This window comes from Pseudomonas sp. MWU12-3088 (assembly GCF_023242405.1).
Classification (GTDB): Bacteria; Pseudomonadota; Gammaproteobacteria; order Pseudomonadales; family Pseudomonadaceae; genus Aquipseudomonas; species Aquipseudomonas kribbensis.
Genome location: NZ_JALJEA010000008.1, coordinates 162,335 through 182,124 on the forward strand (window position 1 = coordinate 162,335; position 19,790 = coordinate 182,124).

At 61.6% G+C, this 19,790-nt stretch carries 20 protein-coding genes; 9 read left to right on the top strand and 11 right to left on the bottom strand.

The window, feature by feature from the left end; all coding sequences use genetic code 11:
- Positions 1-147: 147 nt before the first annotated feature.
- Both M5B98_RS19540 and M5B98_RS19545 read right to left on the bottom strand, forming a co-directional pair.
- Positions 148-1,383 (bottom strand): TIGR03862 family flavoprotein, encoded by a 1,236-nt coding sequence (locus M5B98_RS19540; RefSeq protein ID WP_248743688.1) that lies wholly within the window; start codon positions 1,381-1,383, stop codon positions 148-150.
- Positions 1,384-1,558: 175 nt separating this feature from the next.
- Complete coding sequence (locus M5B98_RS19545) at positions 1,559-2,479, bottom strand: histone deacetylase (protein ID WP_085712243.1); 921 nt, start codon at positions 2,477-2,479, stop codon at positions 1,559-1,561.
- Positions 2,480-2,562: 83 nt separating this feature from the next.
- On the opposite strand from M5B98_RS19545, the gene M5B98_RS19550 reads away from it, so the two are divergent.
- The 3 genes from M5B98_RS19550 to M5B98_RS19560 all read left to right on the top strand — a co-directional run bounded on the left by M5B98_RS19550 (position 2,563) and on the right by M5B98_RS19560 (position 4,697).
- Positions 2,563-3,132 (top strand): GNAT family N-acetyltransferase, encoded by a 570-nt coding sequence (locus M5B98_RS19550; protein WP_248743689.1) that lies wholly within the window; start codon positions 2,563-2,565, stop codon positions 3,130-3,132.
- 105 nt (positions 3,133-3,237) lie between these two features.
- Complete coding sequence (tesB, locus tag M5B98_RS19555) at positions 3,238-4,107, top strand: acyl-CoA thioesterase II (RefSeq protein WP_085712241.1); 870 nt, start codon at positions 3,238-3,240, stop codon at positions 4,105-4,107.
- The gene (locus M5B98_RS19560; RefSeq protein WP_248743690.1) at positions 4,104-4,697 is read left to right on the top strand and encodes an HAD family hydrolase; all 594 of its coding nucleotides are present in this window, start codon (positions 4,104-4,106) and stop codon (positions 4,695-4,697) included. The genes tesB and M5B98_RS19560 overlap by 4 nt, the downstream gene beginning before the upstream one ends.
- 28 nt (positions 4,698-4,725) lie before the next feature.
- On the opposite strand, the gene M5B98_RS19565 is transcribed toward M5B98_RS19560, so the two are convergent.
- The 3 genes from M5B98_RS19565 to M5B98_RS19575 form a co-directional block, all read right to left on the bottom strand.
- Positions 4,726-5,679: an alpha/beta hydrolase gene (locus tag M5B98_RS19565; RefSeq protein ID WP_248743691.1), complete on the bottom strand. Its 954-nt coding sequence runs from the start codon at positions 5,677-5,679 to the stop codon at positions 4,726-4,728.
- Positions 5,680-6,564, bottom strand: coding sequence for a neutral zinc metallopeptidase (locus tag M5B98_RS19570; RefSeq protein ID WP_248743692.1), 885 nt, complete (start codon positions 6,562-6,564; stop codon positions 5,680-5,682).
- Positions 6,565-6,746: 182 nt separating this feature from the next.
- Positions 6,747-7,580 (bottom strand): aldo/keto reductase, encoded by an 834-nt coding sequence (locus M5B98_RS19575; protein WP_248743693.1) that lies wholly within the window; start codon positions 7,578-7,580, stop codon positions 6,747-6,749.
- 176 nt (positions 7,581-7,756) lie between these two features.
- Between M5B98_RS19575 and M5B98_RS19580 the strand changes: the two genes are divergently transcribed.
- Together M5B98_RS19580 and M5B98_RS19585 are read left to right on the top strand one after the other, a co-directional pair.
- Complete coding sequence (locus M5B98_RS19580; RefSeq protein WP_134828185.1) at positions 7,757-8,533, top strand: IclR family transcriptional regulator; 777 nt, start codon at positions 7,757-7,759, stop codon at positions 8,531-8,533.
- Between the two features lie 145 nt (positions 8,534-8,678).
- On the top strand, positions 8,679-9,557 hold the full coding sequence (locus tag M5B98_RS19585) for a DMT family transporter (protein ID WP_085712235.1): 879 nt from the start codon (positions 8,679-8,681) through the stop codon (positions 9,555-9,557).
- Positions 9,558-9,599: 42 nt separating this feature from the next.
- On the opposite strand, the gene M5B98_RS19590 is transcribed toward M5B98_RS19585, so the two are convergent.
- A complete protein-coding gene (locus M5B98_RS19590; protein WP_114885678.1) occupies positions 9,600-10,937 on the bottom strand; it encodes an MFS transporter in 1,338 nt (445 codons plus the stop codon).
- Positions 10,938-11,209: 272 nt separating this feature from the next.
- Between M5B98_RS19590 and quiC the strand changes: the two genes are divergently transcribed.
- Together quiC and M5B98_RS19600 are read left to right on the top strand one after the other, a co-directional pair.
- Positions 11,210-13,111: a 3-dehydroshikimate dehydratase QuiC gene (gene quiC, locus M5B98_RS19595; protein WP_248743694.1), complete on the top strand. Its 1,902-nt coding sequence runs from the start codon at positions 11,210-11,212 to the stop codon at positions 13,109-13,111.
- Between the two features lie 102 nt (positions 13,112-13,213).
- Complete coding sequence (locus M5B98_RS19600) at positions 13,214-13,891, top strand: TetR family transcriptional regulator (RefSeq protein WP_085732890.1); 678 nt, start codon at positions 13,214-13,216, stop codon at positions 13,889-13,891.
- Between the two features lie 33 nt (positions 13,892-13,924).
- Here the strand turns inward: M5B98_RS19600 and M5B98_RS19605 are convergent, their stop codons facing one another.
- From M5B98_RS19605 to M5B98_RS19615, 3 genes are all read right to left on the bottom strand, one after another.
- A complete protein-coding gene (locus tag M5B98_RS19605; RefSeq protein ID WP_248743695.1) occupies positions 13,925-14,779 on the bottom strand; it encodes a shikimate dehydrogenase in 855 nt (284 codons plus the stop codon).
- 5 nt (positions 14,780-14,784) lie between these two features.
- Positions 14,785-15,225, bottom strand: a complete 441-nt coding sequence (gene aroQ, locus M5B98_RS19610; protein WP_011336043.1) for a type II 3-dehydroquinate dehydratase — start codon at positions 15,223-15,225, stop codon at positions 14,785-14,787.
- Between the two features lie 131 nt (positions 15,226-15,356).
- Positions 15,357-16,268 (bottom strand): LysR family transcriptional regulator, encoded by a 912-nt coding sequence (locus M5B98_RS19615; RefSeq protein WP_248743696.1) that lies wholly within the window; start codon positions 16,266-16,268, stop codon positions 15,357-15,359.
- A 203-nt stretch (positions 16,269-16,471) separates the two neighbouring features.
- Here M5B98_RS19615 and M5B98_RS19620 point away from each other — a divergent pair, with 203 nt between their 5' ends.
- The gene (locus M5B98_RS19620) at positions 16,472-16,900 is read left to right on the top strand and encodes a DUF4160 domain-containing protein (protein ID WP_248743697.1); all 429 of its coding nucleotides are present in this window, start codon (positions 16,472-16,474) and stop codon (positions 16,898-16,900) included.
- Positions 16,897-17,343, top strand: a complete 447-nt coding sequence (locus tag M5B98_RS19625; protein ID WP_248743698.1) for a hypothetical protein — start codon at positions 16,897-16,899, stop codon at positions 17,341-17,343. The genes M5B98_RS19620 and M5B98_RS19625 overlap by 4 nt, the downstream gene beginning before the upstream one ends.
- Positions 17,344-17,398: 55 nt before the next feature.
- Here the strand turns inward: M5B98_RS19625 and trmA are convergent, their stop codons facing one another.
- Entirely contained in the window at positions 17,399-18,478 is a 1,080-nt protein-coding gene (gene trmA, locus M5B98_RS19630; RefSeq protein ID WP_248743699.1) for a tRNA (uridine(54)-C5)-methyltransferase TrmA, read from the bottom strand.
- Entirely contained in the window at positions 18,475-19,770 is a 1,296-nt protein-coding gene (locus tag M5B98_RS19635; protein ID WP_064599583.1) for an NCS2 family permease, read from the bottom strand. The genes trmA and M5B98_RS19635 overlap by 4 nt, the downstream gene beginning before the upstream one ends.
- Positions 19,771-19,790 lie beyond the last annotated feature (20 nt).

Here is a 19,790-nt window from a genome sequence, read left to right on the forward strand (position 1 = left end):
TGCTTCAGAGATGCACCGACCTGATCCTGCTTTACCGAATCCATAATCGACTCGGTTTCTCAGGTCGATGTATAGCGCCAGACACCTCGGTCGGCTCCCTCTCCCTCCGGGAGAGGGTTGGGGTGAGGGGAAAGGGGCGACTCGATCTCAGCGTCGTAACCAGTCCAGCATCCCCAACCCCGCCGCCCGGCCACTGGCAAAACACGCCGTCAGCAGATAACCCCCGGTCGGCGCTTCCCAATCCAGCATCTCCCCCGCACAGAACACCCCCGGCAACGCCTTGAGCATCAATCGCTCATCCATCGCCTCGAACGTCACCCCACCGGCACTGCTGATCGCTTCATCCAGCGGTCGGGTTTTCACCAGTGTCAGCGGCAAGGTCTTGATCGCCCGGGCCAGCAGTGCTGGGTCGGCAAACGTTGCGGCGTCAGTGAGTTCACGCAGCAACGCCGCTTTCACCCCATCAATCCCGACCTGACTGTGCAGATGCTTGGCCATCGAGCGCGAGCCCCGGGGTTTGCTCAATGCCGCCTGCAATTTATCCACAGGTCGGCCGGGCAACAGGTCGATGTGAACAGTCGCGGCGCCGTGCACATTGATCGCTTCGCGAATCGGCGCCGACAGGGCGTAGATCAGACTGCCCTCGATCCCGGTCGCGGTGATCACGCATTCGCCCAGACGCGGAACATCGTCGTTCAAACCAATGGCGATATTTTTCAGCGGCGCGCCGGCGAATTTGCTCACCATCACTTCGCTCCAGGCCTGCACCTCGAAGCCGCAATTGCTTGGCTGCAAGGGCGCCAGTCCTACGCCGCGTTGCTCCAATGGCAGCATCCACGCGCCGTCGGAACCCAGACGCGACCAGCTGCCGCCGCCGAGGGCGAGCAGGGTGGCGTCGGGGTTCAGGGTTTTCTCGCCTTCCGGGCTGTCGATGCGCAACGCACCCTTTTCATCCCAGCCGAGCCAGCGGTGGCGGGTGTGGATAACCACGCCGCTGTCGCGCAGGCGCTTGAGCCAGGCGCGCAGCAATGGCGCGGCTTTCATGTCGGTGGGGAATACCCGGCCGGAGCTGCCGATGAAGGTTTCGATGCCCAGTTCGTGAATCCACCGGCACAGAGCATCGGCGTCGAAGGCGCGCAGTAGCGGGGCGATGTTCGGGGCGCGTTCGGCGTAGCGCGAGAGGAACGCCGGCCAGGCTTCGGAATGGGTGATGTTCATGCCGCCAACCCCGGCCAGCAGGAACTTGCGGCCCACCGAAGGCATGCCATCGTACAGTTCGACGCGAACTCCGGCCTGGCTCAGCACTTCGGCGGCCATCAGGCCGGCGGGGCCACCGCCGATGATGGCGACGTGAGCGGGAAGGGCGGCGGAATTCTGGGTCATGGCAGCGGCAATAGCGTGGCGGAATAAGCCGCGCATTCTAGCAGCAGCGGCCGGCGTCAGGCCTGATCAAAAAATAACCAGCGGGCTGCAGGCCATGTTCAGCGTGGGCTGTAGTCCCTTTCGCTCAGGTTATCCACAGGCCGTTCCACAGCCATTGTGGGTAACGCAGCACAACTCAATGGCAACCCGATGACTGCCAGACGCGCTGCGCACTGTGATGCAGGATGCCGTGACGACGGGCGAGGGCCTGGCGATCCTTGCTGTAGCCACCGCCGATCACGCCGACCACCGGGATGTCGCGGCCCAGGCAGTGGCGCATGACGCTTTCATCGCGGGCGGCAACGCCTTCGTCGGTCAGTTGCAGATAACCGAGGGCGTCGTCCTTGTGCACGTCGACACCGGCGTCGTACAGCACCAGATCCGGCTGATACAGCGGCAGCAGGTAGTTAAGCGCGTCATCGACGACTTTCAGGTAATCGGCATCGCCCATGCCGTTGGGCAGTGGAATGTCCCAGTCGCTTTCGGCCTTGCGTGCAGGAAAGTTCTTTTCGCAGTGCAGGGAAACGGTGATCGCTTCCGGGGTGTTGTGCAGAATCCGTGCAGTCCCATCGCCCTGATGCACGTCGCAATCGAAGATCAGCACCCGGTTCACCCGGCCGCTTTGCAGCAGGTAGTGACTGATGATCGCCAGGTCATTGAAGATGCAGAAGCCGGCGGGGTAGTCGTAGTGGGCGTGATGGGTGCCGCCGGCCAAGTGGCAGGCCAGACCATGTTCCAGCGCTTTCTCCGCCGCCAGAATCGAACCGCCGACCGCCCGCACCGTGCGCCGGGCCAGCGCTTCGTTCCACGGTAAGCCCAGACGCCGCTGGTCTTCGCGGGAAAGCTCGCCACTCATGTAGCGTTCGATGTAGTTGCGGTCATGGGCCAGGGCGAGGATGTCGGCAGGGCACAGTTCAGGGCGCAGCAGGTCTTCATCGCGAGTCAGGCCGCTGTCCACCAGGTGATCGCGCAGCAGACGGAACTTGTCCATGGGAAAGCGGTGATCCGCCGGAAACTCGGGGCTGTAGTCTTCGTGGTAGATCAACGGCAATGGCATGGCGGACTATTCATAAAGGCTGTAGGAAAGAGTGCAAAGCCTACCAGCGATGTAGACTGGCGGCATGGAAACGGAGGGGCACGATGGAGCCGATACTGCAGCTGGAAAGCGCGCGACTGCTGATGCGTCAGTGGCAGGACGCGGATTTGCCGGCATTTGCGGCGATGTGCGCCGATCCGCAGGTGATGCGCTATTTTCCCGCGCTGTTGAGCCGGCTGGAAAGTGCCGCAATGATCGGCCGTGTGCGCGGCCATTTCGCCGAACACGGCTTCGGCCTGTGGGCGCTGGAGCGCAAGGACACCGGCGAATTCATCGGTTTTACCGGGCTCGGCGTGGTCGGTTTCGAGGCGCCGTTCACCCCGGCGGTGGAAATCGGCTGGCGTCTGGCGAAAGAGCACTGGGGCCTGGGATATGCCAGCGAAGCGGCATGGACCGCGCTGCGCTGCGGCTTTGACCGTCTGGCCCTGAAGGAGATCGTGGCCTTCACCGCACAGAGCAATCTACCGTCGGAAAAGGTCATGCAGGCCATCGGCATGCATCACGACCCGGCCCATGATTTCGATCACCCGAAACTGGCTGTCGATCACCCGTTGCGTCGACATCTGTTGTACCGAATCACCAGGGAGCAATGGCTGCAGACCCTGCATGGCTAAGCCGACACGGACGTTTACAATGGCGCGATCATGGCTCGCGCCAGAACCTGAATTGGCCGCCGCAGCCAAGACTGCGCGGCATAGCGTTGTGTGAGGAGAGTCTGAATGAGCCAAGTGTTGGAAGATCTGGTGGATCTGCTGACCCTCGAACCGATCGAGGAAAACCTGTTCCGTGGTCGCAGTCAGGATCTGGGCTTTCGCCAGTTGTTCGGCGGCCAGGTGCTCGGCCAGTCGCTGTCGGCGGCCAGTCAGACCGTTGAAGAAACCCGTCATGTGCATTCGATGCACGGTTATTTCCTGCGTCCGGGCGATGCCAAGTTGCCGGTGGTCTACTCGGTTGACCGCGTGCGTGACGGCGGCAGTTTCAGCACCCGCCGCGTGACCGCGATCCAGAAGGGCCACCCGATTTTCACTTGCAGCGCTTCGTTCCAGTACGACGAAGAAGGCTTCGAACACCAGAGTCAGATGCCGCAAGTGGTCGGTCCGGAAAACCTGCCGTCGGAGTTGGAACTGACCCAGCAACGCGCGCACCTGATCCCGGAACACATGCGCGAAAAACTGCTGTGCCCGAAACCGATCGAAGTGCGCCCGGTCACTGAAAAAGACCCGTACAACCCGCAACCGGCGGATCCGATCAAGTACGTGTGGTTCCGTGCCGACGGCGCGTTGGCCGACATCCCGGCGCTGCACAAATACCTGCTGGCCTACGCCTCTGACTTTGGTCTGCTGACCACCTCGATGCTGCCCCACGGCAAGTCGGTCTGGCAGAAAGACATGCAGGTCGCCAGCCTCGATCACGCCTTGTGGTTCCACAATGACCTGCGCGCCGATGACTGGTTGCTCTACGCCATGGACAGCCCGTGGGCCGGCAACTCTCGCGGGTTCTCCCGTGGCAGCGTGTTCAACCGAGCCGGGCAACTCGTAGCGTCGGTGACTCAGGAAGGCCTGATCCGTCATCGCAAGGACTGGGCATGAGTCTGGCGGAGGTGCGGCACTGGGTGTTCGACATGGACGGCACCCTGACCGTCGCCGTGCATGATTTCGCGGCGATTCGCGTGGCGCTGGCTATTCCGCCGGAGGACGACATCCTTACCCACCTCGCGGCATTGCCAGCCGAGGAAGCGGCGGCGAAACATGCTTGGCTGCTGGAGCATGAGCGGGATCTGGCGCTTGGCTCGACCCCGGCAGTCGGCGCGGTGGAACTGGTGCGTGATCTGCACGCCCGGGGTTATCGGCTCGGCATTCTGACCCGCAATGCGCGGGAGCTGGCCCATGTGACGCTGGAGGCCATCGGACTGGCGGACTGCTTTGCGGTGGACGATGTACTGGGCCGGGATGAAGCGCCGCCGAAACCGCATCCGGGTGGCCTGCTGAAACTGGCGGATGCCTGGCAAGTGCTGGCGAGCGAGATGGTGATGGTCGGTGATTACCGATTTGATCTTGATTGCGGTCGGGCCGCGGGGGCGCACACGGTGCTGGTGAACCTGCCGGATAATCCCTGGCCCGAGCTGACCGACTGGCATGCGATGGATTGTGTAGAGTTGCGGCGAATGTTGTTCGCTTGAAAAAAACGGGGGCTTTGGCCCCCGTTTTTTATTGGTCGAAGATTGCTTTCTGGCCTTCCGGCGAGGTCAACATGCCGTCGCCGTTATGCCCGACGCCGGGCACTTCCACCAGCCGCTGATTCACCCCTTCCGGATGCCGACGCAGCAGATAGCTGAAAAACATCTTCCCACGCTCCAGTCGATAAGCCCCTTGGGCTTCGGCGGCACAGCTCTTGTCCAGCGCCGGGTGTTGCGGGTCGATATCCTGCTGGCCCAGCAGATAAATCACCTCGCGTTTGACGTAACTGCCTTCAAGCTGCGCGGGCGTTTGCCCACCGGAGTAGATCGGTGGATCCACCAGACCGTACTTCCAGCGGTTGAAACCCGGGCACTGCGCGTGATCGAACGCCACCGGCCGTTGCTCGTTGAAGTAGGCGTAGGACGACGGGTTGGCCACCACATAGCGCAAGCGAATGCCTTCAGCCTTGAGCGCCGGTTGTTCGCGGGCGAGCAGGGCATAGCGCTGCACCACCTGACCGCCGCCGGAGTGGCCGAAGATCACGATCTGCTTCACGTCCGGAAACTGCTTGCGATCACTCAGCCGACCAATGATTTCGTCGAGGGCGGCATAGGAGCTTAGCGGGTTCGGTCCTGTGGATAATCCGCCGCCCATCCACTCATTGCCCTTCCAGCGCAGCACGCTGGGGGGCAACGAATAGAGGGCGACATCGCTTTCGTTGAGAAACTGCGGGGCGATCACCAGGGTGTTGGCGGTTTGCCCGGCCAGTTCGGCGGCGCTCTCGCCACTCTTGCGGTAGGTCTCGGCGTTGCGCAGCTTGCCATGAATGACGATCAGCACCCGCTCGATTTTCGCCGGCGCCGGGCCGATGCCCACCGCCATTTCGCCGGCCCGCAGTTGCAGGCGTCCGGGACTGATCGCGTCGACGCCGGCCGCTTGCACGGTGCCGCCGATGAACAGTAATGCCAACAGCCATTTATGCATTTACAGGTTTTTCGCCGCAAAGGTATCGCACTGGCCGACCTGGCCCTGGGCGAATCCGGTTTTGAACCAGCGCACCCTTTGCGCCGACGTACCGTGGGTGAACGAGTCCGGCACCACACGGCCCTGACCCTGTTGCTGCAAGCGATCATCACCGATGGCGTTCGCTGCGTTCAAGGCCTCTTCGATATCGCCCGGTTCCAGCCAGTTCAGACGTTTCTGCGCATGGTAGGCCCAGACGCCGGCAAGGCAGTCGGCCTGCAGTTCCTGACGCACCAGCAGGCCGCCATCACCTTGCATCTGCCGGCCTTGCTGACGGGCAGCCTGAATTTTCGCCGAGACGCCGAGAAGCGTCTGCACATGGTGTCCGACTTCGTGAGCGATCACGTAGGCCTGGGCGAAATCACCGGCGGCCTTGAAGCGCTGGGCCATTTCCTGGAAGAACGCCATATCCAGATAGACCTTCTGGTCTGCCGGGCAATAGAACGGGCCGGTGGCCGAGGTGGCCATGCCGCAGGCCGAATTGACCCGGTTGCTGAACAGCACCAGGGTCGGGTCTTTGTATTGCCGGCCGGCCTGCTGGAAGATCGCGCCCCAGGTGTCTTCGGTGTCGCCGAGGATCGAACGCACGAATTCAGCCTGTTCATCGTTGGCCGGCGGTGCCTGACGGGTTTGTGAATTAGGGGCCGATTGCTCGGTCATCTGCCCGGTGAGCTGGCCGAGGATCTGCAGCGGGTCCTGCCCGGTGATCCAGCCAATGCCGACAATCAGCAGAATCGCGCCGAGGCTCAGGCCCTTGCCGCCCCCAAAACGCATGCCACCACCGCCCATGTCATCGCCACGGGCATCGACGACGTTGTCACTGCGTCGACCTTTTCTCCATAGCATGTGGGAATCCTCTGTCTGATCGTGGTGATGAGTGTTGCTGGTGTGTGAGTGTGGCGCCAGTCCGGTCGTCCGTCCATTCGTACACAGGCAAACAGGCCCGACCTCGGGGGACGAGATCGGGCCTGTTATTGACGAGCATGAGCGCCGGGAATTCAATCCGTCGGCGGATTTCTTTCGGCGGGTCAGCGGTCGAAGGCGTCCCACACCGGCGCGAAGTCCGGGCTGACCTGACGTTCGCGCTTGGACAACGCGGAGATCAACGCCCGGTCGTCGTCATCCAGTTCGACATTCAGTGAAGCGAGGTTGGCCAGTTGATTGGCCTTGCTGCTGGCCTTGGGAATCGCTGCGACATTGTCCTGATCCAGCAGCCACTTCAGTGCGACTTGAGTCGGCAGCACACCGTGTTTTTCGGCGATCTGTTGAATCTGCGCAACCTCCGAGACCTTGTTGCGTGCCAGCGGCGTGTAGGCCGTCAGTGCCAGATCGTGTTGACGGGCGTAGTCGAGCAGAGCGTTTTGTCCGAGCAGGACGTGGTATTCGACCTGAATCGCTGACAGAGGAATGCCGTAGTCCTCGACGACTTTGCGCAGCAACGGCAGCGGAAAATTCGCCACGCCGATGTTGCGAGCCAGACCTTGCTCCTTGAACGAGGCGAGGGTCTCGAGAGTGCGCGGCAAGTCCCAGTCGGTGGTCGGCCAATGGATCATGAATAGATCGACGTACTCGCTGCGCAAGGCCTTGAGGCTGCGCTCCAGCGAGTGACGCATGGCATCCGGTTGCAGCTGGTCCCACCAGACCTTGGTGGTGACGTGGATCTGCTCGCGGGGTGTCGGTGTATTCGCCAGTGCCTGTCCGACGGCGTCTTCGTTGTTGTAGGCCGCTGCCGTGTCGATGTGCCGGTAGCCGAGTTCCAGCGCTTGCTCCACGGCGCGGGTGCATTCGTCGCCGAGCATCGGCCATGTGCCAAGGCCGAGTTTGGGCAGGTTCAGTCCGTGTTGGTTGACGATGTGCTGCATGGTCGGCGCTTCCTGCATTGATGGGTTTCAGAATGGGATTCCGAAAACTAAACAACGCCGGCCTGCATCGGCAACTCGTCAGCCGAGAAAGGGGGCGATTATCGAGCGATCAGTTCCAGATTTCGCAATCAGTGATATGTATTTTAGAATCGGCAAAATTTCACTGGGATCGCACCATGGCCGGCAGTCAGATCGAACGGGTTTTCAGCGTGCTCGAAAGCCTCACCCACGAGCCGCGCGGACTGCCGCTGCAAACCCTTGCGGAACAAATCGACATTCCGAAAAGTGCGACCCACCGCTTGCTCGCCGAGTTGTCCCGGCTTGGTTATGTGCGGCAGAACCCGGAAACCCTGCGTTATCACTTGTCGACCAAATTGGTGGCGATGGGTTTTCGTTATCTGTCGAGCAGCGGTGCCGATATCGTGCAGCCGGTACTTGATCGACTGGCGCAGGAAACCGGCGAACTGGTGCGGCTGGGCGTCACCGATGGCGAGCGCCAGACCTGGATTGCCAAGTCACAAGGCGCGCGCAGCGGTTTGCGTTACGACCCGGACATGGGCCGCGATGCACCGCTGTTCTACACCGCGTCCGGCCATGCGTGGCTGGCGAGCATGAGTGATGCCGAGGCCCTGTCGCTGGTTGAGCGTCAGGCCGCAGAAATACCGGCGGATATCGGGCCGAATGCACCACGAACCAACATTGAACTGCTCGAACATCTGCGGGTGGCGCGGGAACAGGGTTATGCCTGTGTCGAAGAAAGTTCGGCGGTGGGCACATCGGCCATTGCTGCCGTGGTGCGACATCCGGCGGATGGCCGGGTTATCGGTGTGTTGAGCATTGCCGGGCCGAGTGCGCGGCTGCCGGGGGCGAGGTTGCACGAACTGGCGCCGCTGTTGTTGAAGTTTACCGAGGAGTTGTCGGCGGCAAGCCTGGCTTCGGAGCTGTTCGTCTAGCCGCGAAATGGCAGGCGTATTCGGGTTGTCTGTAAAGCTGTGCGTTGATCGCACAGTATTCTGCTTCAAGGGTGTGAGAATTTGGAACCGGGTTCTAAATTATCGCTGGAGGCTCTTTCCTCATTTTGATTTCCAGAGATCGCCAATGACCGTCAGCACACCGCTTTCCGGCGTCAACCAACCCTTCAAGGGGATCTTGCTGATTGTCGTGGCGACGTTTCTGTTCTCCAGCCACGATGCGCTGTCGAAATACCTCTCGGGTTTTTATCCGATTGTCATGGTGGTGTGGGCGCGGTATCTGGTGCACACGCTGTTGATGGCGGGGATTTTTCTGCCGCAGTCCGGGTTGCGCGTGCTGCGCACCAAGCGCCCGTTGTGGCAGTTGGCGCGGGCGTTGTGCCTGCTGGGCACCAGCCTGTTTTTCACCACGGCGCTTTTGTACATCCCGCTGGCCGAAGCCACGTCGGTCAACTTTCTTGCGCCGGTGCTGGTAACGGCGCTGTCGGTGCCGTTGCTCAAGGAGCGGGTGACGCGGGGCCAGTGGATCGCGGTGATCTGCGGCTTCATCGGCGTGTTGATCATCGTCCATCCCGGTGGCGAATTGTTCACCCCGGCGATTCTGTTGCCGTTCTGCTCGGCGCTGTTCTTCTGCTTCTATCAGTTGCTCACCCGCAAGCTCAGCGAGGTGGACAGCCCGACCACCAGCAACTTTTTCGCCGGGTTGTGCAACACGCTGGTGATGAGTGCGCTGGTGCCGTTCTTCTGGCAGCTGCCGAGCCTCGGCCACGCCTTGTTGATGCTGGCGCTGGGCACGTGCGGGATGACCGCGCACTTGTTTCTGACCCAGGCATTCCGGCATGCCGCGCCGGCGTTGCTGGCGCCGTTCGGTTATTGTCAGATCGTGTTTGCGGGGCTGTTGGGCTGGTTGCTGTTCGCGCACACGCCGACCCTGATGACGGTGATCGGGATTGCGGTGATCTGTTGCAGCGGGCTGGCGGCAGCGTGGCAGCAGAGCCGGCGCTGAAAGGACAACCGGCCTGAAATCAGGCCGGTCAGTGCAGGAAGGTTATTCGGTAACCGTAGGAATCTTGCGCGGGGCCATGAAGTACATCCAGGTCAGCGCAATGAAGTACATCGCCGGGATCAGGGTGAACAACACGGTGTAGTTGTTGTTGGTGACGGTGAGGATATGGCCGACGATCTGGGTCATGAACATCCCGCCGATTGCCGCGCACATGCCGCCGAAACCGAACACCGTGCTCATCATGTGCTTGGGCGTGTAGTCCATCACCAGGCTCCAGATGTTGGCGGTCCAGGCCTGGTGCGCGCCGATGGCCAGGGAGATGGCGGCCACTGCGATCCACAGGTTGGCGGAACCGGCGGCCATGACCACGCCGATGATGCAGCAGGCGAACAGGAACATCGACAGCAGTCGCGCCTTGATGGAGTTCATGCCGCGACCGATCAGGAACGAAGACAGAATCCCGCCGCCCACGCTGCCGAAGTCGGCGGTGACGTAGATGATGATCAGCGGAATGCCCATCTGGGTGACGTTGATGCCCAGGTTGTATTGCTGATTGAGAAACGGCGGCAACCAGTACAGGTAGAACCAGAACACCGGCGCGGTCAGCGAGTAGGCGAGGGCGAAGGCCCAGGTGCCGCGCATGCGCAGGATCCGCGAGAAGGGTACGCGGGCCTGTTCCGGTTCGACTTCTTTCTGGATGTAGTCCAGTTCCGACTGTTTCACGCTCGGGTGATCTTCCGGGTTGAAGTACTTCAGGCCCCAGAACAGCAACCAGATCCCGCCCAGTGCCGACATGCACAGGAACGCGGCCTGCCAGCCCCACACATGCAGAATCAACGGCAGCAGCATCGGGGTGAACATCGCACCGACGTTGGTGCCGGCGTTGAAGATGCCGGTGGCCACCGCACGCTCACCGGCCGGGAACCACAGACGCGTGGTCTTCACGCAGGCCGGGTAGTTGGCCGCTTCGGTCAGACCGAGGATGAACCGGCAGACCATGAAGCCCACCGCCGAGGTCGCCAGGCCGTGGGCGCCGGTGGCCAGGCTCCAGAGCAGCACCGCGCAGAAGAACACGCGTTTCACGCCGACCCGGTCGATCAGCCGTCCTTGCAGCACGAAGCCGATGGCGTAGCCGACTTGAAACCAGAAGTTGATGTTGGCGTAGTCCATCGCCGTCCAGCTCATTTCCTTGGCGAGGATCGGCTGCATGACGCCGAGGGCGGCGCGGTCGATGTAGTTCAGGGTGGTGGCGAAAAACACCAGCGCCAGCATGCCCCAACGGGTCTTGCCGACGGCCATGGCGCCGCGGATCTTGTCGCCGATGCCACCCGTGGCAGTGCTCATGGCCGGGGCCATGCGGGAAGTCTGTGAAGGAATCATGTGTTCCACCCGTTTTTGGATTTGTTATTTGGTGTGCTTTCTTGTGCACGCTGCGACCGGTGGTTCAGATCCGGACTCAAGGTGAAAGGGATGTTGGGCAGTGGGCGAAAAATCGTCAATTCGCCAAACCGGCATTGTGTTCGATAATCGCACGCAAAACTAACCGGGTAGTACAGTTTAAATTGCTCAATGAAAAACCGGGACCAATAATTCGCTCACCTTATAAAAGCGGCGCAATCCCCGTAGCCGACGTCTCCACCGGGAGTTGAAACATGCAGCGATCCATTGCCACCGTTTCCTTGAGCGGAACCCTGCCGGAAAAACTCGAAGCCATTGCCGCCGCCGGATTCGACGGGGTGGAGATTTTCGAGAACGACCTTCTGTATTACGACGGCAGCCCTCGGGAAATCCGGCAGATGTGCGCCGACCTCGGAATTGCCATCACCCTGTTCCAGCCGTTCCGCGATTTCGAAGGCTGCCGCCGCGATCGGCTGGAGCGCAATCTGGAGCGGGCCGAACGCAAGTTCGATCTGATGCAGGAACTGGGTACCGATCTGGTGCTGGTGTGCAGCAATGCTTCTCCCGACAGCGTCGGCGATCAGCAGATTTTGATCGACGACCTGCGCCTGCTGGCCGAGCGTGCCGGCGCCCGAGGCTTGCGCATCGGTTACGAGGCTCTGGCCTGGGGCCGTCACGTCAATACTTATCAACAGGTCTGGGACATCGTGCGTCAGGCTGACCACCCAAGCCTCGGCGTGTTGCTCGACAGCTTCCACACCCTGTCGCTCAAGGGCGATCCACGGGCGATTGCCGAGATTCCCGGCGACAAGATTTTCTTCGTGCAGATGGCCGACGCGCCGATCCTTGCCATGGATGTGCTGGAGTGGAGCCGGCATTTCCGCTGCTTCCCGGGACAGGGCGAATTCGATTTGCCGGGCTTTCTCGCGCCGATCATTCAGAGTGGCTACACCGGGCCGCTGTCGCTGGAAATCTTCAACGACGGCTTCCGTGCCGCGCCGCCTCGGGCCAATGCGGCCGACGGTTTGCGTTCGCTGCTGTATCTGGAGGAGAAAACCCGCCAGCGTCTGGAGCAGGAAATCTGCCCTGTGGATAACCGCGAAATCCTCTTCGAGACGCCGAAGGCCAGCGAGTACAACGGCATCGAGTTTCTGGAGTTCGCTGTCGACGAAGCCCTCGGCGCCAAGCTGTCGAACTGGCTGGAGCGGCTGGGGTTCGTCAAGGCCGGACAGCACCGTTCCAAGAGCGTCAGCCTGCTGCGGCAGGGCGATATCAACCTGATCCTCAACTCCGAGCCTTATTCGTTCGGCCACAGTTTCTTCGAGGCCCACGGCCCGTCGCTGTGCGCCACAGCCGTGCGGGTCAAGGACAGCGCCAGTGCGCTGGCGCGGGCCGTCGCCTATAAAGGGCAGCCGTATCGCGGACTGGTCGGCCCCAATGAACTGGAGCTGGCAGCAGTGCGGGCGCCGGATGGCAGCCTGATTTATCTGGTGGATGAAGAGGCGGATGTCTACGGCACCGACTTCAATCTGCTGCCGGGCGCGGTGACAAGTGGCGGGCTCAAGCGCATCGATCACATGGCCATGGCGCTCCCGGCGGACAGCCTCGACAGTTGGGTGCTGTTCTACAAGAGCCTGCTGGATTTCGAGGCCGATGACGAAGTGGTGCTGCCCGATCCCTACGGGCTGGTGAAGAGTCGCGCGCTGCGCAGTCGCGACAGTTCGATCCGTCTGCCGCTGAACATTTCCGAGAACCGCAACACCGCGATCTCACACGCGCTGTCGAGTTATCGCGGTTCCGGGGTGCATCACATTGCCTTCGATTGCGATGACATCTTTGCGCAGGTCAGTCGTGCGAAAGAGGCGGGCGTGCCGCTGCTGGATATTCCGCTCAACTATTACGATGACCTCGCGGCGCGTTTCGATTTTGACGACGAGTTCCTCAGCGAGCTGGCGTACTACAACGTGCTGTATGACCGCGATGCTCAGGGCGGCGAGCTGTTCCACGTCTACACCGAGCCGTTCGAAGGGCGGTTCTTCTTCGAGATCATTCAGCGCAAGAATGGTTACGCCGGTTACGGCGCGGCCAACGTCGCGGTGCGACTGGCGGCGATGGCCAAAGCACGCAGTGGCGCTGTTCGCCAGGCTAAGTTGTAGGAAATTCGTAAACGCGGGATTAAACACGGGCCGCGCGGCTTCCTTCACTGTGCCGCGCGGCCCATAATCGCCAGCCTGTGCAGTGATGGCCGTGAGCCCGCAATGACAATGACTTCAGAACTTTCCGCAGCCCCCGTTTCATCAGCGGTAGAGCCGCGCAAGAGTCGCAAGAACAACCCGGAAAAAACCCGCGAGAACATCCTGCAGGAAGCGATCGTCGAGTTCGTCCAGCAGGGCCTGTCCGGCGCCCGCGTCGATGCGATCGCCGAGCGTATCCACACTTCCAAGCGCATGATCTATTACTACTTCGGCAGCAAGGAGCAGTTGTACGTCGAGGTGCTGGAGAAGCTCTACGGCGATATCCGCAGCACCGAAAACCGTCTGCACCTGGCCGAGCTACCGCCAGTGGAAGCGATCCGGCGCCTGGTGGAATTCACCTTCGATCACCACGACCGCAACGTCGATTTCGTGCGCATCGTCTGCATCGAAAACATCCACAATGCCGAGTACGTGAAGCGTTCCGATGCGATCAAGGCGATGAACAATACGATTCTTGATTCGCTGGGGGAGATCCTGGCGCGCGGTGCTGCTGAAGGTGTGTTCCGCGCCGGGCTCGACGCGCTGGACGTGCATCTGCTGATCAGTTCGTTCTGCTTCTATCGCGTGTCGAACCGCCACACCTTTGGTGAGATCTTTCAGATCGACCTGCCGGACGAAACCATCAAACAGCGTCATCGCGAGATGATTTGCGAGTCGGTGCTGCGCTACCTGCAGGCCTGATCGGTATCGAGGGGGCGTCGCCCCCTCACGGTTTTATCCTTTCATGCTTTGAAAATGCGCCAGCATTCGTTGCGCATCCGGCGCTACGCCGCTGAACAGCTCAAACGCCTTCACCGCCTGAAACACCGCCATGTTGCCGCCATCCAGGGTTCGGCAACCCAGGGCGCGGGCGTTGCGTAGCAGTTCGGTTTCCAGCGGGAAATACACGATCTCCGCCACCCACAACTCTGGCCGCAGCAATGCTGCCGGCACGGGCATGCCCGGCAATTTGGCCATGCCCATCGGCGTGGTGTTTACCAGACCATCGGCCTGACTCAACGCGCTCGACAGATCGTGCCCGGCCACGGCCCGACCAGCGCCGAAATGCTGGTTGAGGTTGTTGGCCAGGCTTTCGGCCCGCTCCACGTCCACATCAAAAATGCTCAACTGACGTACGCCTTCGCTCAGCAAGGCGTGGGCCACTGCCGCGCCTGCGCCACCGGCACCCATCTGGACTACACGGTCGCGGGCAACGTCTGGCAGGCCACGACGAAAACCCTCGGCGAAACCCAGGCAATCGGTGTTGTGGCCGACGCGTATGCCGTCTTTCAACACCACTGTGTTCACGGCGCCGATGCCCCGCGCTTCGGGAGATAACTCATCGAGCAACGGGATGATTGCCTGCTTGCACGGGAAAGTGATGTTCAGCCCGGTGTAGTTCATTCGCTCGGCGGCCAGCAGCAGGTCGGGCAGGGCGTTCCTGTCCAGTTGCAGTTGATCGAGATCGATCAGTCGATACAGGTAACGCAGGCCCTGTTCATCACCTTCGTGTTCATGCAGCGCCGGAGTGCGGGAGGCCTGAATGCCGGCGCCTATCAGCCCGGCGAGTATCACGTTGTTGCGGTTCATGCGGTTCACCCCTTCAACCGCTGGCTGAAATGTTCCAGGGCCAGCCGATAGCCGTGGCTGCCGAAGCCGCACATCACGGCGGTGGCGATGGCCGAGACGAATGAGTGATGACGGAACGGCTCACGGGCGTGGACGTTGGACAGGTGCACTTCGATCACCGGCAATTCACTGGCGACCAGGGCGTCGCGGATCGCTACCGAAGTGTGAGTCCAGGCGGCCGGGTTGATGACGATGCCGGCGCAGCGCTGGCGGGCGCCGTGAATCCAGTCGAGCAATTCGCCTTCGTGGTTGGTCTGGCGAAACTCCACGGCCAGGCCGAATTCTTCGGCGGCGCGCCCGCACAGGGCAGAGATGTCGGCCAGGGTTTCGTGACCGTAGGTCGCCGGTTCACGGGTGCCGAGCAGGTTCAGGTTCGGGCCGTTGAGCACCAGAACGATAGGGGGCATGGGGGCAAACTCCACTTATTGTTTTTGGCTTGGGCCGAGGGTTTCGACCTGTGGAGTTAAATTGTACTAGCTGGTTACTTTAATCAATTGATCAACGGTCGCTACGCCGTTTTGTGTTCGGTAATCGGACATTAATGCGGCAATTGCTCGACCAGAAAATCGATGAAGGCCCTGACGCGCAGCGGCATATGGCGATTCTGCGGGTATAGCAAGGTGAACGGTCGCGAGCGTCCGCTGTAGGGTTTGAGTACTTCCACCAGCGAGCCGTCGACCAGTTCTTTTTCGACGATGAAGCGGTAAGTCTGGAACAACCCGGCGCCGTGTCTGGCCAGGGTCACGCCACCGAGCACGTCATCGGAACAGCAGAAATTGCCCTCGGCGAGGATTTCCCGTGGCGCGTCTTCGTCGTAAAACAGCCAGGTGATCCGCCGCCCGCTGCTGGGCAATTCGTACTGGATGCACTCGTGCTGTTCGAGGTCTTCGAGAGTCTGTGGCGTGCCGGCGCGTTTGAGGTAATCGGGGCTGGCGACCATCACCAGCGCTGCATCTTCCAGGTGTCGGGCAATCAGGCCTGAATCGGGAATTGCCCGCACGCGAATCGCCATGTCGTAACCCTCGCCGACGAAGTCGATATTGCGATTGCTGATGTGCATCTCGACCTTCACTTGCGGAAAGCGCGCGCGAAAGGCCGGCAGCAGCGGCAGGATCCGATGATGGGCGTAGGTTGTAGGAATACTGATGCGCAAGGTGCCGGACGGTTCCTGCTGCTGGCCCATGACTTCCCGTTGCGCCTCCACCAGTTGCGCCAGTGCCTGACGGCATTCTTCGTAATAGCGCCGGCCGCTGTCGGTCAATTTCACACTGCGGGTAGTGCGCGCGAACAACCGCACACCCAGGCGTTCCTCCATGCGTGAAACCGAGCGACTCACCGCCGCCGGCGTCACCGAAGCCGCCTGCGCCGCACAGGTGAAACTGCCGCACTCGGCCGCCAGACAAAACAACTCGATGCTGCCCAGCTGAAGGTCGTCGAAGTGTCGCTGCATGATTGATTACACCGGGGAATGAGTCTTCGTATGTAGCAAATGCGCGGACGCTGCGAAAGAACTGCTTACCATTTTGCGCGGGGCTTTTGCGGCTGCCGCACTAGGCTCGAAAGGTAGCGGCCACAGTGGGCGTTGGCGCCGATGGTCTGATTTGCCAGGGAATGGCAAATGTTGAAACTCTTAAACCTAACGGATGGGTTAGCATGAAGGTATGCAGTTACAAAGGGCTGTCTGTGGTGATCATGTTGCGTGATGAACACTGTCCGCCCCACGCACATGTGGATGCAGGCGCCTGGAGCGCCCGCTTCAAATTCAGTTTCTGGCATAACGGCGTTGAACTGTGGGATGTGGTGCCGTTGTCGCATCGACCGCCGGTCAGCCTGCTTGAAGGGCTGCGCCAGTCGCTGCGTGAAACCGTTCATCTGCGGCGGGCCCGCTGGATCTGGTGGACCCGGTTGCGCACCGCCTGTCTCGACAATCAGTGGTGGGACGGGCAGTCGAACCAGGTGGCGGTTCTGCGGGAGGTCGCCAGCACAAGCTTCAGGATTGGATCGGCGTATTACGAGCCGGAGGTCAACAAAACCCTGTTGGCCCTGGTCGGCGCCCACGAAGGAGTGGAAATAGAATTATGAAAACAGTCAAAGCCACGCTACACGCGGATCGCCCCGTCACGCAAAAGCGTCTGGACGAGGCCGTTGATCGTGGCGGCGTGCGTCGTCGCAGCAGCCTGCAAGCCGTGTCGGTGTCCTTTCAGAAACCGTGCCTGGTGATTCACTTCGAGGACGACAGCGGCGTGCTGCTGCCGGTGAATCTTTACCGGGAATTCGATGATTTCGAACCGGAAGACTTCACCGGATTGAACATCGGCTTTGCCGGCACCGCGCTGTGCCACGACGGCAAGGACCTGCAGGTTTCCATCGCCGGCATGATCTCGGCCAGTCAGCCATTGATGGCGATGGCGGCCTCGGTGATCGCTTCCCGCAACGGCCGCCAGAGCAGCACCGCGAAAGCTGAGGCGGCACGGGCCAACGGCAGGAAGGGCGGACGCCCGCGCAAAGTCGATCCCGTGCCATGAACAGGCACAAAAAAGCCGTCGGTCAGGACGGCTTTCTTGTTTTTGGCACCTGCGATCAACGCCGGGTCAACAGCACGCCGGATTCCATGTGGTGAGTCCACGGGAACTGGTCGAACAACGCGCAGCGGGTGATACGGTGCGTGTCGTGCAGTTGGGCGATGTTGGCCGCCAGGGTCTCCGGGTTGCAGGAGATGTACAGGATGTTGTCGAAGCGACGGGTCAGTTCGCAGGTGTCCGGGTCCATGCCGGCACGTGGCGGGTCGACGAACACGCTGCCGAACTCGTAGCTTTTCAGGTCGATGCCGTGCAGGCGACGGAACGGGCGAACTTCGTTCAGGGCTTCGGTCAGCTCTTCGGCGGACAGGCGCACCAGGGTGACGTTATCCACAGCGTTTTCGGCCAGGTTGCTCAGTGCGGCGTTGACCGAGGTCTTGCTGATTTCGGTGGCTAACACTTTGCGCACACGAGTCGCCAGCGGCAGGGTGAAGTTGCCGTTGCCGCAGTACAGCTCCAGCAGATCGTCGCTGCGATCGCCCAGTGCTTCATATGCCCAGTTGAGCATCTTCTGGTTCACGTTGCCGTTGGGCTGGGTGAACGCGCCTTCCGGTTGGCGATAGCTGAAGGTGCGACCGCCGACTTCCAGTTTCTCGACCACGTAATCGAGGCCCAGCACTTCGCGCTTGCCCTTGGAGCGACCGATGATGCTGACGCCCAGATCCGCAGACAGTTTGGTGGCCGCCGAGTGCCAGTGCTCGTCCAACGGGCGGTGATAGCACAGGGTGATCATCGCATCGCCGGCCAGGGTGGTCAGAAACTCCACCTGGAACAGCTTGTGGCTCAGTGCTGCGCTGGCCTGCCAGGCCGCCTTCAATTGCGGCATCAACTGGTTGATGCGCAGGCTGGCGATGGGGAACTCCTCGATCAGGATCGGCGTGCGTTTGTCATCCTGCGAGAACATCGCGTAATGCCGCTCACCACCCTCGCGCCACAGGCGGAATTCGGCGCGCAGGCGGAAGTTCTGCAGCGGCGAGTCGAACACCGTTGGCTCCGGTGCATCGAACGGGGCCAGCAGGTCACGCAGGCGCGTGACCTTGTCTTCGAGTTGTGCGGCGTAGGCCTGGGAATCAAAAGTCATGCGTTGAACCAACCCAGCTTGATCACGAACAGAATCGACAGGATCACCAGCGCCGGGTTCAGCTCACGGGCGCGGCCGGACAGCAGTTTGATTGCAGTCCAGGCGATGAAGCCGAAGGCGATGCCGTTGGCGATGGAATAGGTGAAAGGCATCGCCAGGGCGGTGACCACGACCGGCGCGGCGACGGTGATGTCTTCCCAGTCTATTTCCGCCAGGCCCGAAGTCATCAGCACGGCGACGAACAGCAGCGCCGGTGCGGTGGCGAAGGCCGGCACGCTGGCAGCCAGTGGCGAGAAGAACAGCGCCAGCAGGAACAGGATCGCGACGACGATGGCGGTCAGGCCGGTGCGGCCGCCGGCGCTCACGCCTGCAGCAGATTCGATGTAGCTGGTGGTGGTCGAGGTGCCCAGCAGCGAGCCAGCCATCGCCGCGGTGCTGTCGGCGATCAGCGCACGGCCCATTTTCGGCATGTGGCCGTCCTTGCCCATCAGGCCGGCGCGCTTGGCGACGCCGATCAGGGTGCCGGAGTTGTCGAACAGGTCGACGAACAGGAAGGCGAAGATCACGCTGACCAGACCGATGTCCAGTGCGCCCTTGATGTCCAGTTGCAGGAAGGTCGGGGCCAGCGAAGGTGGCATCGAGGTCACGCCGCCGAACGGGGTGAAGCCCATCACGATCGAGACGATGGTCACCGCGAGAATGCCGATCAGCACCGCGCCGCGCACTTTCAGGGCTTCCAGGGCAACGATCAGGGCGAAACCGAGGGTGGCGAGGATCGGTGCCGGTTGTTTCAGGTCACCGAGGCCGACCATGGTCGCCGGGTTGCTGACCACGATACCGGCGTTGTGCAGGGCGATCAGCGCCAGGAACAGGCCGATACCGGCGGCAATCGCCGAACGCAGCGGCAGCGGGATACTGTTGATGATCCATTCACGGATGCGGAAGATCGACAGCAGGAAGAAGCACACGGCCGAGATGAACACCGCGCCCAGCGCCACTTGCCAGGTGTGGCCCATGTGCAGCACGACGGTGTAGGTGAAGAAGGCGTTCAGACCCATGCCTGGTGCGAGGGCGATCGGGTAGTTGGCGATCAGGCCCATGACCGTGGAGCCGATGGCGGCTGCCAGACACGTGGCGACGAACACCGCGCCCTTGTCCATGCCGGTCTCGCCGAGGATGCTCGGGTTGACGAACAGAATGTAGGCCATGGCCAGGAAGGTCGTGACGCCCGCCAGAATCTCGGTCCGCACGTTGGTGTTGTGTGCCTTGAGTTGAAACAGCCTTTCCAGCATGTCTGCTCCCCGTGGCGCGC

Bases quoted from the DNA above. Each gene is read 5' to 3' on its own strand.
- M5B98_RS19615 (WP_248743696.1), bottom strand. From the start codon at position 16,268: ATGCAGCGACACTTCGACGACCTTCAGCTGGGCAGCATCGAGTTGTTT.
- quiC (WP_248743694.1), top strand. From the start codon at position 11,210: ATGCAGCGATCCATTGCCACCGTTTCCTTGAGCGGAACCCTGCCGGAA.
- M5B98_RS19550 (WP_248743689.1), top strand. From the start codon at position 2,563: ATGGAGCCGATACTGCAGCTGGAAAGCGCGCGACTGCTGATGCGTCAG.
- M5B98_RS19625 (WP_248743698.1), top strand. From the start codon at position 16,897: ATGAAAACAGTCAAAGCCACGCTACACGCGGATCGCCCCGTCACGCAA.
- M5B98_RS19585 (WP_085712235.1), top strand. From the start codon at position 8,679: ATGACCGTCAGCACACCGCTTTCCGGCGTCAACCAACCCTTCAAGGGG.
- M5B98_RS19600 (WP_085732890.1), top strand. From the start codon at position 13,214: ATGACAATGACTTCAGAACTTTCCGCAGCCCCCGTTTCATCAGCGGTA.
- M5B98_RS19540 (WP_248743688.1), bottom strand. From the start codon at position 1,383: ATGACCCAGAATTCCGCCGCCCTTCCCGCTCACGTCGCCATCATCGGC.
- aroQ (WP_011336043.1), bottom strand. From the start codon at position 15,225: ATGCCCCCTATCGTTCTGGTGCTCAACGGCCCGAACCTGAACCTGCTC.
- tesB (WP_085712241.1), top strand. From the start codon at position 3,238: ATGAGCCAAGTGTTGGAAGATCTGGTGGATCTGCTGACCCTCGAACCG.
- M5B98_RS19620 (WP_248743697.1), top strand. From the start codon at position 16,472: ATGAAGGTATGCAGTTACAAAGGGCTGTCTGTGGTGATCATGTTGCGT.
- M5B98_RS19580 (WP_134828185.1), top strand. From the start codon at position 7,757: ATGGCCGGCAGTCAGATCGAACGGGTTTTCAGCGTGCTCGAAAGCCTC.
- M5B98_RS19590 (WP_114885678.1), bottom strand. From the start codon at position 10,937: ATGATTCCTTCACAGACTTCCCGCATGGCCCCGGCCATGAGCACTGCC.
- M5B98_RS19545 (WP_085712243.1), bottom strand. From the start codon at position 2,479: ATGCCATTGCCGTTGATCTACCACGAAGACTACAGCCCCGAGTTTCCG.
- M5B98_RS19565 (WP_248743691.1), bottom strand. From the start codon at position 5,679: ATGCATAAATGGCTGTTGGCATTACTGTTCATCGGCGGCACCGTGCAA.
- trmA (WP_248743699.1), bottom strand. From the start codon at position 18,478: ATGACTTTTGATTCCCAGGCCTACGCCGCACAACTCGAAGACAAGGTC.
- M5B98_RS19560 (WP_248743690.1), top strand. From the start codon at position 4,104: ATGAGTCTGGCGGAGGTGCGGCACTGGGTGTTCGACATGGACGGCACC.
- M5B98_RS19635 (WP_064599583.1), bottom strand. From the start codon at position 19,770: ATGCTGGAAAGGCTGTTTCAACTCAAGGCACACAACACCAACGTGCGG.
- M5B98_RS19570 (WP_248743692.1), bottom strand. From the start codon at position 6,564: ATGCTATGGAGAAAAGGTCGACGCAGTGACAACGTCGTCGATGCCCGT.
- M5B98_RS19575 (WP_248743693.1), bottom strand. From the start codon at position 7,580: ATGCAGCACATCGTCAACCAACACGGACTGAACCTGCCCAAACTCGGC.
- M5B98_RS19605 (WP_248743695.1), bottom strand. From the start codon at position 14,779: ATGAACCGCAACAACGTGATACTCGCCGGGCTGATAGGCGCCGGCATT.